The 11609-nt window shown below is 60.5% G+C and carries 11 protein-coding genes; 7 read left to right on the forward strand and 4 right to left on the reverse strand.

The genetic code is table 11. The features are described from left to right. Positions 1 to 13: 13 nt before the first annotated feature. Positions 14 to 769, reverse strand: coding sequence for an ArsR/SmtB family transcription factor (locus KVG88_RS03920; protein WP_217870385.1), 756 nt, complete (start codon positions 767 to 769; stop codon positions 14 to 16). 78 nt (positions 770 to 847) lie between these two features. Between KVG88_RS03920 and KVG88_RS03925 the strand changes: the two genes are divergently transcribed. The 3 genes from KVG88_RS03925 (at position 848) to KVG88_RS03935 (ending at position 3469) form a co-directional block, all read left to right on the forward strand. Then, positions 848 to 1975 (forward strand): cytochrome P450, encoded by a 1128-nt coding sequence (locus KVG88_RS03925; protein ID WP_217870386.1) that lies wholly within the window; start codon positions 848 to 850, stop codon positions 1973 to 1975. A gap of 112 nt (positions 1976 to 2087) precedes the next feature. Beyond that, positions 2088 to 3149, forward strand: coding sequence for a M4 family metallopeptidase (locus tag KVG88_RS03930; protein ID WP_217870387.1), 1062 nt, complete (start codon positions 2088 to 2090; stop codon positions 3147 to 3149). After that, entirely contained in the window at positions 3146 to 3469 is a 324-nt protein-coding gene (locus KVG88_RS03935; protein ID WP_217870388.1) for a protealysin inhibitor emfourin, read from the forward strand. Before KVG88_RS03930 ends, KVG88_RS03935 begins: the two co-directional genes overlap by 4 nt. 169 nt (positions 3470 to 3638) lie before the next feature. On the opposite strand, the gene KVG88_RS03940 is transcribed toward KVG88_RS03935, so the two are convergent. Further along, positions 3639 to 3977: an FKBP-type peptidyl-prolyl cis-trans isomerase gene (locus KVG88_RS03940; protein ID WP_217870876.1), complete on the reverse strand. Its 339-nt coding sequence runs from the start codon at positions 3975 to 3977 to the stop codon at positions 3639 to 3641. A 375-nt stretch (positions 3978 to 4352) separates the two neighbouring features. Between KVG88_RS03940 and KVG88_RS03945 the strand changes: the two genes are divergently transcribed. Together KVG88_RS03945 and KVG88_RS03950 are read left to right on the forward strand one after the other, a co-directional pair. After that, on the forward strand, positions 4353 to 5645 hold the full coding sequence (locus KVG88_RS03945) for an MFS transporter (protein WP_217870389.1): 1293 nt from the start codon (positions 4353 to 4355) through the stop codon (positions 5643 to 5645). 23 nt (positions 5646 to 5668) lie between these two features. Continuing rightward, entirely contained in the window at positions 5669 to 6445 is a 777-nt protein-coding gene (locus KVG88_RS03950; RefSeq protein ID WP_217870390.1) for a substrate-binding domain-containing protein, read from the forward strand. On the opposite strand, the gene KVG88_RS03955 is transcribed toward KVG88_RS03950, so the two are convergent. Then, positions 6435 to 7349 (reverse strand): LysR family transcriptional regulator, encoded by a 915-nt coding sequence (locus KVG88_RS03955; RefSeq protein ID WP_150704593.1) that lies wholly within the window; start codon positions 7347 to 7349, stop codon positions 6435 to 6437. The two genes, KVG88_RS03950 and KVG88_RS03955, sit on opposite strands and share 11 nt — an antisense overlap. A 161-nt stretch (positions 7350 to 7510) precedes the next feature. Between KVG88_RS03955 and KVG88_RS03960 the strand changes: the two genes are divergently transcribed. Both KVG88_RS03960 and KVG88_RS03965 read left to right on the forward strand, forming a co-directional pair. Beyond that, positions 7511 to 9319: a monovalent cation:proton antiporter-2 (CPA2) family protein gene (locus tag KVG88_RS03960; protein ID WP_217870391.1), complete on the forward strand. Its 1809-nt coding sequence runs from the start codon at positions 7511 to 7513 to the stop codon at positions 9317 to 9319. 142 nt (positions 9320 to 9461) lie between these two features. Beyond that, positions 9462 to 10562, forward strand: a complete 1101-nt coding sequence (locus KVG88_RS03965; RefSeq protein ID WP_217870392.1) for a DNA alkylation repair protein — start codon at positions 9462 to 9464, stop codon at positions 10560 to 10562. Positions 10563 to 10654: 92 nt separating this feature from the next. Here the strand turns inward: KVG88_RS03965 and KVG88_RS03970 are convergent, their stop codons facing one another. Then, the gene (locus tag KVG88_RS03970) at positions 10655 to 11551 is read right to left on the reverse strand and encodes a LysR family transcriptional regulator (protein ID WP_150704590.1); all 897 of its coding nucleotides are present in this window, start codon (positions 11549 to 11551) and stop codon (positions 10655 to 10657) included. Between the last annotated feature and the right edge of the window lie 58 nt (positions 11552 to 11609).

Raw genomic sequence — 11609 nt, forward strand, 5'->3', positions numbered from 1 at the left:
AATTCTTTAAATATCAATAGATAGAAACACTTACATGATGTTCTTTGGAGTTTATTTCCGAATGATCGCCTGACACCGGCACCTTCAACCCAAAGCGTGCGCTGATCTCCTTGCGACCCAGGGTGGTCAGCGCCAGAGCCCGACTGTCCAGATCCTGGGTCAGCCATTTACGCTTGATCACCGTTTGTAATAAAGCCGCGCCCAACGCTCCGCCCAAATGGGGTCGGCGCATGCTCCAGTCCAGGCACGGGCAGGCAAAGCGACGGCGCACTGCGGCCAGATCCCTCACTTCAATACCCAATCCTTCAAACAACTTTTCGCCGCTATCGCTCAAGCGGTAGACCTGTTCGTCTACCTCCAGCAACCATCCCGCCTCGATCATCCGGTCATGCAGCAGTACCGCCAGCGTGCCGGCCATGTGATCGTAGCAGGTGCGGGCGAATTGCAGGCGATCCGGGGTCCGCGTCTGGAAGCTCGGCGCGGTGTTTTGGCCGATCACCATCAACGCTTCCAGGGCCTGGGCCACACGTCTGTCCGCCAGGCTGTAGTAGCGATGACGGCCCTGAACGTGCAGGCGGACCAGCGCCAGCTCCTTGAGTTTGGCTAAGTGGGCGCTGGCAGTAGAGGCGCTGACTTCGGCAATCGCCGCCAATTCGGTGCTGGTGCGGGCGTGGCCGTCCATCAAGGAGCAGAGGATTTTGGTCCGCGCCGGTTCCGCGATGGCCGCCGCCACCTGCGACACACCGATGTCGTGCTGTTCTGCGTTCATACTTCGCTCCCGGACGAATCAACAGCAGTTTGGACTGGAGATAGTAGCAATACTTTCCAACAACAAAAGGCTGTGACCATGGACCCGATCATCGCTGCAACCCATACCGATCCGTATCCCTACTACGCACAACTGCGCGCCGAAGGCGGGCTGGTTTTTCACGAGGGCCTGAGACTGTGGGTCGCCAGCAGCGCCCGCGCGGTGGCCGCGGTGCTGGCGCATCCTGACTGCCACGTGCGGCCAGCGACCGAACCCGTGCCCAAGGCCATTGCCGAAGGTTTCGCCGGCAAGGTGTTTGGCCAATTGATGCGGATGAACGAAGGCGAGCGGCAACGCTGCCCCCGCTCGGCGATAGCACCCGGGCTGCAAATGATCGACGCGCAGGAAGTCGAGACCTTGGTTGCCGCGCGCTTGATCACCCCGGGTGCTGAGGGGATACAGGCCGCCATGTTCCGCGGCCCGGTCTGTGTGGTGGCGGCACTGCTGGGTTTTTCCCCAGCACAGGGCCGCATCATGGCCGAGTTGATTGCCGACTTCGTCGCCTGCCTGTCACCGCTCAGCACTCCAGCACAACTGGCCTGCGCCCATGCTGCCGCCGAGCAACTGAGCGGTTACTTTATCGAATTGCTGGATGAACAGGCCGACCCAAGCCCCCTGCTTGCCGGCATCCGCCAGCGCTTTGCCTCGGCATCTGCACCGTCTGAATTGCTGGTTGCCAACCTGATCGGCCTGTTCTCCCAAACTTACGACGCCACCGCCGGATTGATCGGCAACGTTATTCTGGCGCTCATGCAAAACCCGTCGCTACGGCGCGATACGCTTCCTCTCGGTGACCTGATCGCGGAGGTTCAACGGTTCGACCCCTCGGTGCAGAACACCCGTCGCTTTGTTGCCGCGCCTTGCGAAATCGAAGGTGTGAGCCTTGATCCTGGTGATGTGATCCTGGTGCTTCTAGCGTCGGCCAATCGCGATCCGCAGCTCAATGACGATCCTGACACCTTCACAGTCGAGCGCCCGGACCGCCGCAGCTTCACGTTCGGCGCAGGCTCCCATCAATGTCCAGGACAGGCGCTGGCCTTGAGTATCGCGATCGCTTCAGTCAGGCAAATACTGGCGGTAAATCCTGTGCTGGATCACTTGGAATGGCGGTACCGTCCTTCCCTCAACGGCCGGGTGCCACTCTTCAAGGATCTGCCGACAGCCTGATAAACGTTGCTGATTGCCAAGCGCATCACACTCGTTACTGCCCGCCACGGAACCGAAGGCGCGGTGCCCGGATCACATCAGTATCGACCGCAATCACGCCAGGGATGCACTGATGACCGACCCTCGAGCACTGCGCAGTTTCATCCCGCCCTACATTCTCAACCGCATCATTGCCCACGGTTCGGAGCCGCAGCGCACGGCGGCGATGATCACCCTGCAGCACGTGCAAAACCTGCTGCCCAATCCCGGGCCGCCATCGCGGCCACCGGAGCGGGCGATTCTGCCGTCGCCCGGAAAGCCGGGCGTGGTCCAGCGCAGCCTGCACGACGCGCAGAACAAAATGCTGTTGCCGGGTATGCCGGTGCGGCTGGAAGGCCAGCCGGCCACCGGCGATGCCGCCGTCGATGAAGCCTACGACGCGCTGGGTGCCAGTTATGATTTCTTCTGGAAAGTCCTGGGTCGCGACTCGATTGATAACAAGGGATTTGCCCTGGTCGGCAGCGTGCATTACGGCCAAGGCTACGAAAACGCCTTTTGGAATGGTGCGCAAATGGTCTTCGGCGACGGCGATGGGGAAATCTTCCAGCGCTTCACCCGCTCGCTCGATGTGGTCGCCCATGAACTCGCCCATGGCGTCACCGAAAGCACAGCCGGGCTGATCTACGCCAACCAGTCCGGTGCCTTGAACGAGTCGCTGTCGGATGTGTTCGGCATCCTCACCAAACAGTTCGTCCTGGGCCACACCGTCGAGCAGGCGGACTGGCTGATCGGGGCTGACTTGCTGACCGCGAAGGTCAAGGGTCGGGGCCTGCGCTCGATGTCCCATCCGGGCACGGCCTACGACGACCCGCTGCTGGGCAAGGATCCGCAACCGGATCACATGCGTAAATTCGTCATCACTCAGGAGGACAATGGCGGCGTGCACATCAACTCTGGCATTCCCAATCGCGCATTTTATCTGGCGGCCAGAGCACTTGGCGGGTTCGCCTGGAAGAAAGCCGGAGTAATCTGGTACGACGCCCTGTGCGACAAACGCCTGGCCCCGGACGCCAGTTTCGATGCGTTCGCCCGACTGACCGTCGACCATGCTGGCCAACGCTTCGGAACGCGAGAAGTCGAGGCCGTACGCCAAGGCTGGGCTCAAACAGGCATCGACATCACGGAGACCCTATGAAGACCCTGCCAACATTGGGCGACGACGCCCGCGTTCGCCTCTCCCGCCAGGGCGGTTTCGCGCCGATTCACGCCTTGAGCCGCCCACGGGAAATTGAATTCGCGCAATGCGACATCAGCCAGCGCACGCGCATTTGCTCGGTACTGGAGGGTTGCCTGACGCTGGACAGCAGCGTGTCCGGGCGTGGCGACCAGCGCTTTTATCAAATAGAGGTGAATTACCGGCTGGGCGAGCAGGAAGACCAGATGGTGCTCAAAGTCCCGGAAGATCAGGCGCCGGGAGAGCTGGTACACCTTTGGGATACGGGACAGCTGCTGTAACCCCCCCCTACATCACAACCGCCCAAAGTAGCAGCTGCCGAAGGCTGCGTTCGGCTGCGAAGCAGTCATAGATCCGGCGTGGGTGTTAATCCGCGAGCTCTGGCTTTACGACTGCTGCGCAGCCGAACGCAGCCTTCGGCAGCTGCTACGAGTGACTTCCGTGCCCGGTTCAATCATCCCGCGTCAGTACTTCCAGCAGCTCGATTTCAAAAATCAGGTTCGAATTCGGCGGGATCTTGCCCATCGTGCGTTCGCCATAGGCCAAGTGCGCCGGCACCATTAATTTGCGCTTACCGCCAACCTGCATCCCCATGAGGCCCTGGTCCCAACCCTTGATCACCCGACCAGTGCCAATCACACACTGAAAAGCCTTGCCGCGACTGTAGGAAGAGTCGAACTCAGTGCCATCTTCCAGCCAGCCACGGTATTGGGTGGTGATCAATGCGCCTTTGACGGCAGCTTTACCTTCACCCGCCTGAAGTTCGATTACCTGCAACTCGTCATTCATTAAATTCACTCGTATGCTCATTCGCCCAACGGCTTGATGGGCGCCGTTTTCCCAGATTTTTCCGCGGATGGCAACCATTGCCGCCTCTGATCGCGGTGTTCCCCGATCATGTATGGACCGCTTGATCCACATCGCGGACCTGGCGATGTATGCAGCCAAGCGCAGTGGGAATAACCAGTACTGTTTGGGTGGTAGATATCAGCTCATAGCCGGGTCGAATGATCCCCCATCACAAAGCATTGATCCGCCTCACGCATCAATACATGCCAACTATGCAATTAACATATCGATCCCCCTGCTCCACCATTCGCCCCAATAAGAACCGTGCGCCGCGACCAGGCAGCGCACGTCATAAAAGCGGTGGAGTATTTATCGATGACAGCCTCAATCCCGCGCGGACGTTCTCGCGCCAGCGCTATTTTCCGGGTCACCTCGGGTAACTTCCTCGAACAGTTCGACTTCTTCCTTTTCGGCTTCTACGCCACACAGATCGCTGCGGTTTTCTTCCCGGCCAGCAGCGAGTTCGCCTCGTTGATGATGACATTCGCCGTGTTCGGCGCCGGTTTCCTGATGCGTCCGCTGGGCGCCGTGGTGCTGGGTGCATACATCGATGATGTGGGTCGGCGCAAAGGGCTGATCGTCACCCTATCAATCATGGCCAGCGGCACGATTCTGATTGTGCTGGTGCCCGGGTACGAAACCATCGGCCTGTTCGCCCCGGCGCTGGTGCTGATTGGCCGGTTGCTGCAAGGGTTTTCAGCCGGTGCGGAAATGGGCGGTGTCTCGGTCTACCTCTCGGAGATCGCCACGCCGGGCAACAAAGGCTTTTTCACTAGTTGGCAGTCAGCCAGCCAGCAAGTGGCGATCATCGTCGCGGCAGCGTTGGGCTATGGCTTGAACCAATGGCTGGCGCCGTCGGAGATTGCCGACTGGGGCTGGCGGATTCCGTTTTTCGTCGGTTGCATGATCGTGCCGTTCATTTTCTTCCTGCGCCGTAACCTGGAAGAGACCGAAGAGTTCGCCGCCCGCAAAACCCGCCCGAGCATGGGCGAGGTGTTCCGCACACTGGCGCAGAACTGGGTGATCGTGTTTGCCGGGATGATGATGGTTGCCCTGACCACCACGGCGTTTTACCTGATCACGGTGTACGCGCCGACCTTCGGCAAAACCGTGCTGCACCTGAGCACGTCCGATGCGTTGTTAGTCACCCTGCTGGTGGGCGTGTCGAATTTCTTCTGGCTACCGATTGGCGGCGCCCTCTCCGACCGCGTCGGTCGTCGTCCGGTGCTGATCGCCATGGCCCTGCTGGCGCTGGCCACGACCTATCCAGCGCTGTCGTACCTGGTGCAGGCACCGAGCTTCATCAACATGCTGCTGGTGCTGCTGTGGCTTTCGTTCATTTATGGCCTATACAACGGCGCGATGATTCCGGCGCTGACGGAAATCATGCCGGTTGAAGTGCGGGTCGCGGGTTTCTCTTTGGCCTACAGCCTGGCCACGGCCGTGTTTGGCGGATTCACCCCGGCGATGTCGACGTTCCTGATCCAGTACAGCGGCGACAAAGCCGCGCCCGGCTACTGGATGAGTTTCGCCGCGCTCTGTGCGTTGTGCGCGACGCTGTACCTCTACCGCCGCGCCAGCGGTCGCCTGCAACCTGTCCTTTCGTGAACCTGCCTGATTAGAGAAACGCCATGAAAAAGCTATTCAACGTTGCTGCACTGGGCTTGCTCGTCAGCCTCGCCTTGAGCACCGCCGCCCAAGCCGAAGAGATACGCGTGATGACGTCCGGTGGTTTCACCGCCGCGTACAAGATCCTCGGCCCGAAATTCGCCGCTTCCACCGGCAACACCCTCGACACCGCCCTCGGCCCATCCATGGGCAAAGCCCCGGAGGCGATCCCCAATCGCCTGGCTCGCGGTGAACAAGCCGACGTGGTGATCATGGTTGGCTATGCGCTCGACGAGTTGATCAAGCAAGGCAAGGTCGACCCGGCATCGCGGGTCGAACTGGCGGATTCACGTATTGGCCTGGTGGTGCGCGAAGGGGCGCCGAAGCCGGATATCAGCTCGGTCGACAGCCTGAAAAAGACCCTGCTCGACGCCCGCTCCGTGGCGTATTCCGACAGCGCCAGTGGCGTGTACATCGAGCAGCAGTTGTTCAAGCGGCTGGGGATCGAAGACCAGCTTAAAGCCAAGTCGACGATGGTGCCGAAAATCCCTGTGGGTTCGGTGATTGCCACCGGCGACTATCAGTTGGGCTTCCAGCAGGTCAGCGAACTGCTGCCGGTGCCAGGGGTAAGTTTTGTCGCGAAGATTCCGGAATCGGTGCAGTCGGTGACCCGTTTCGCCGCCGGCATCCCGGTCGGCGCGAAACACCCGGCGCAGGCCAAGGCATTGCTGGCGTACATGGCATCGGCCCAGGCGCAAGCGGACGTCAAAGCCACCGGCCTGGATTCGGTCAGCCGCTGACCGTGGGTGGCTGAACTTTCATTTCCACCACCAGCCGTTCCAGTTCAAGGGCTGCCGGGGTCAGGGTGCGACCCCGGCGTTTGATCAAGCCAACGCTGCGCATTACCTGCGGATCGGTCAGCGGCACCCGCGTCAGAATCGGGTGGTCCGCTGCCGGCATCGCCATCAACGGCACCGCCGCCACCCCGAGCCCCGCCTCAACAAGACCGATCATGGTCGTCACATGCCGGGTTTCGCAGATGCTTGGGCGCTGCGGCACCACGCCGGTCAACGCCTGATCGAGCAAAAACCGGTTACCCGAGGTCTTGTCCAGCGAAATGTAATCCTGCTGATAGAACTCGTCCCACGTCACGCTTTTGCGGCTCGCCAATGGATGATCGCGCCGGCAAGCGACCACGTAACCTTCCTGCACCAACGGCTCAAAATCCACTTCGGCCTCCAGCGTGCCCATGAAACTCAGGCCGAAATCCGCTTCGCCATTGACCACCGCACTCAGCACCTCATGGGCACTGGAGTCGAGCACTTTGACCTTGATCCGCGGAAACTGCCGGTGGTAATGCGCGATGACCCTCGGCATGAAGTAATACGCTGCCGACGGTACGCAAGCCACGGTGACATGGCCCAGCCGCGTCGAGGCCACTTCGCTGATGCCCAGCAACGCCACGTCGAGATCGTCCAGCAAGCGCTCGACGCTCGGCATGAAGCCGCGCCCGGCCTGCGTCAGGCTGACCTTGCGGGTGGTGCGCTCGAACAACCGGACACCAAGGGCATCCTCGAGTTTTTCAATGCGCCGGCTCAGGGCGGGCTGGGAGATGCGTACCGTGTCGGCAGCCTTGCGAAAGCTGCCTTGCTCGACCACGGCGCGGAAGGCTTGCAGATCGTTAAGGTCGAAATTGATGGCCATGGGGCGAACTCGGCGCTCGGATCAGATTGATCCGCTTATTCTATAAATGTAACCAATTAATGCAAAATGTAACAACTAAGTTCAAGCGCTATGCTGACGCGACCGGGCCGAGCCTTTATCCTTGTCGCCCCCCGCCGTACCGAGTTGATGGAGTTTTCGCCATGCCCCATGAAGGCAGTCTGTTGCAAGCCGCAGTCGTATTTCTGCTCGCGGCCGTGCTCACCGTTCCCCTCGCCAAGCGCCTGCAATTGGGCGCGGTGCTGGGTTATCTGTTTGCGGGGGTGATGATCGGCCCATCCGTGCTGGGATTTGTCACCAACCCGGAGAGCGTTGCTCACATCTCGGAACTCGGCGTGGTCCTGCTGCTGTTTGTCATTGGCCTTGAGTTGTCGCCGCGGCGCTTGTGGGTGATGCGCAAGTCGGTGTTCGGCGTCGGTCTGGCGCAGGTGCTGCTGACGGGTACAGTGCTCGGCGTGCTGGCGCTGTATGTGTTCGGGCAACCGTTGAACAGTGCGATCGTGCTCGGCCTGGGCCTGGCCCTGTCGTCCACCGCGTTCGGCTTGCAGAGCCTGGCGGAGCGCAAGGAACTGACCAGCCCCCACGGGCGCCTGGCCTTTGCGATTCTGTTGTTCCAGGACATTGCCGCGATCCCGTTGATTGCCATGGTGCCGCTGCTGGCCGGCAGTGATCAAAACACCACTGCCGCCGACGATGTCAATCAGGGCCTGCGTGTGCTGGTCAGCATTGCCATTGTGGTGATCGGCGGGCGCTACCTGCTGCGCCCGGTGTTCCGCATAGTGACCAAAAGCGGCCTGCCGGAAGTGTCCACCGCAACGGCTTTGCTGGTGGTGATGGGCACTGCGTGGTTGATGGATCTGGCGGGCATTTCCATGGCCCTCGGCGCCTTTCTGGCCGGCCTGCTGCTGGCGGACTCGGAATACCGCCATGAGCTGGAATCGCAGATCGAACCATTCAAGGGACTGCTGCTGGGACTGTTCTTCATGAGCGTGGGCATGGGCGCGAACCTCGGCCTGTTGCTGCGCGAGCCCATCGTGGTGCTGGGTCTGACGGTCTTGCTGATCGCCGTGAAGTTGCCGCTGCTCTTTATCGTTGGTCGCCTGGCCGGTGCCTTGAACAAGGTCAGCGCGATTCGCCTCGGCATTGTGCTCGCCGCCGGCGGTGAGTTTGCCTTTGTGGTGTTCAAGATCGGCCGTGACCATGGGCTGTTCGACCCGCGGCTGTACGATTTGCTGGTGCTGGCGATCACCCTGTCCATGGCGCTGACGCCTCTGTTGCTGTTGGTATGTGCGCGTATGGTGAGCCCCAAAGTGCAACCGGTAGTCGTGCCAGAGAAGTTTCGCGAAATCGACGCCGATGAACCCCGCGTAGTGATCGCCGGCATGGGCCGGATGGGCCAGATTGTGGCGCGTATCCTGCGGGCGCAGAACATCAAGTTCGTGGCCCTCGACACTTCGGTGGAAACCATCGAGCTGTCGCGCAGCTTCGGTGGCGTACCGGTGTTTTACGGCGACCCGATGCGCCCGGAAATCCTCAGCGCAGCCAAGGTCGGGGAAGCCGAGTTCTTTGTCATCGCCACCGACGATCCCGACACCAACATCAAGACTGCCGAACTGGTGCACAAGCTTTATCCGCACATCAAAATCATCGCCCGCGCACGTAACCGTCAACACGTACACCGGCTGGTGGATGTGGGGGCCCACGCGGTGCGTGAGACCTTCTATTCCAGCCTGGAAATGAGCCGACAAACGCTGATCGGCCTGGGCTTGACCCCGGCCCAGGCCGACGCGCGGATCCAGCGTTTCAAGCATCACGACGAACAGGTGCTCGAAGCCCAGCACGCAATTTACGACGACGCGGTGAAGGTCAAGCAGACGGCACAGGAAGCACGGGCGGAACTGGCGAGGTTGTTTGAGTCGGATCAGCTGGAAGAGCAGGCGGAAAAAAATTGAGTAGTCTGTAAGAAAGTCATCGCGAGCAAGCTCGCTCCCACATTGATTGTGTGTCGCTCACACATCTCCTGTGGGAGCGGGCTTGCCCGCGATGAACGATAACGCGGCGTATCGGATCAATAACGAACTTAAAGGACCCCCAATGGCAGCCGAACAATCCGCCCCCGCCCTCAAGGAAATCTTCAACGCCGAACGCCTCCTGCACATCGCCACCGAAATGACGGCGGTCTATCCCGCGTTCGATGCCGAAGCCTTCCTCAAACTGGCCAAGACCGGCCTGGCGGATCTGTCGGTGATGCAACGCATGGCCCGCGTCAGCGAATGCCTGCATGCGGTGTTGCCACTGGGTTACGAAGCATCGCTTGAACTGTTGCGCGCTCTCGCCCCGCGCCTTAACAGCGGCTTCGTCAGCATGTGCCTGCCGCAGTATGTGGCGGCTTACGGCGCGGATCGCTTCGATGTGTCGATGGACGCGCTCAAGTACTTCACAGCCTTCGGCTCTTCTGAATTTGCCATTCGCCACTTCCTGCGCAGCGATCTCGAACGCTCGTTGAAGCTGATGCACGACTGGTCACTGGACGACAACGAGCATGTCCGGCGCCTGGCCAGCGAAGGTTGCCGGCCACGCCTGCCGTGGTCGTTTCGCCTGGAACAGGTTCAGGCCGACCCGCGTCTGGCCTCGAACATCCTCGACAACCTCAAGGCGGACGGCAGCCTTTACGTGCGCAAGTCGGTGGCCAACCACCTCAACGACATCACCAAGGACCATCCCGAATGGGTGCTGGACCTGATCGAAGGCTGGTCGCTGGACAACACACACACCGCATGGATCGCCAAACATGCACTGCGCAGCTTGATCAAACAGGGCAACCTGCGGGCGTTGGCCATCATCGGCGCGGGTGGCAAGCCTGAAGTCGAGATCATCGATGTGCAAATCAACCCACCAGCGATTGGCCTTGGGGAAAAAATCACCCTGTCCTTTGCCGTCAAATCCACGGTCGCGGACAGCCAGCGACTGGTGATCGACTACGCCATCGACTACGTGAAAGCCAACGGCAGCACCTCGGCCAAGGTGTTCAAGCTCAAGGCCCTGACGCTGCCCGGTAATGGCACGGAACGTCTGAGCCGTGGCCAGCACATCAAGGAGCTGACCACACGCCGGCATTACGCCGGTCGCCACGCCGTGCACATCATGGTTAACGGCGAAAAACTGGCCAGCACAGCCTTCGAAATTCTCCCCTGAACAACCCCTCCCATAGGAGCTGCCGCAGGCTGCGATCTTTTGACTCCGTTTTTTTAAGAACAAGATCAAAAGATCGCAGCCTGCGGCAGCGCCTACACGGGGTTCTGCCCGAGCAGCAATTCTTGTTCGCGCTCACACAACTCCACCACGTAGTCCCACATCACCCGCAACCGCACGGACTTGTGCAACTCGCGGCGGGTGCTGATCCAGTAACTGCGCAAAATGCTTTCATCGGGAAACAGCGGCACCAATCCGGGATCATCGCTCGCCATGTAGCACGGTAAAACGGCAATGCCCAAACCTGCGCGTGCCGCCTGTTGCTGGGCGATAACGCTGGTGCTGTGAAAGACCACCTGCGGGTTGCGGCAGAAGCTGTTGAGGAACATCAGTTCCTGGCTGAACAGCAAGTCGTCGACGTAGCCAATCCACGCGTGTCGCCCCAGGTCTTCGCGGCTACCCAGCGCTGGCGAGCGGTCGAGGTAGTCCTGGCTGGCGTACAGCGCCAGGCGATAATCCGTGAGTTTTCGCGTGACCAGCATGTCGGCCGATGGGCGTTCGAGATGGATGCTGATCTCCGCCTCGCGGTTGAGAATGCTGACAAACCGCGGCACCGCCACCAGCTCCACTTCCAGCCCCGGATAGCGCTCGAACAGGCCGTTCATCCGCGAAGACAGGAACATGATGCCCAACCCTTCGGTGACCCCCACGCGGATTTTCCCAAGCGGCGCCGTGGACTGGGTGATTTCTTCCTCGGCCAGCAGCGCGACATTTTCCATCGCTTCGGCATGCTTGAGCAGCGCTTCGCCCGACGGGGTCAGTTCATAACCTTGGGCATGCTGCACGAACAACGCAGTACCGAGACTTTTTTCGATGGCCTCGATGTGCCGCGCCACGGTGGCGTGGGTGGTGTTCAGACGCCGGGCAGCGGTGAGCAAACGCCCGCTGCGCTGCAACTCGAGAAAAAACCGTAGGTCATTCCAGTCGAACATCGTCCATCCTTAGGTCGTCGTTGTTTAAAAACGCACAGCCGCTGCGCAAAAACTAACA

Origin of the sequence: Pseudomonas azerbaijanoccidentalis (assembly GCF_019145495.1) — a bacterium.
Taxonomy (GTDB): domain Bacteria; phylum Pseudomonadota; class Gammaproteobacteria; order Pseudomonadales; family Pseudomonadaceae; genus Aquipseudomonas; species Aquipseudomonas azerbaijanoccidentalis.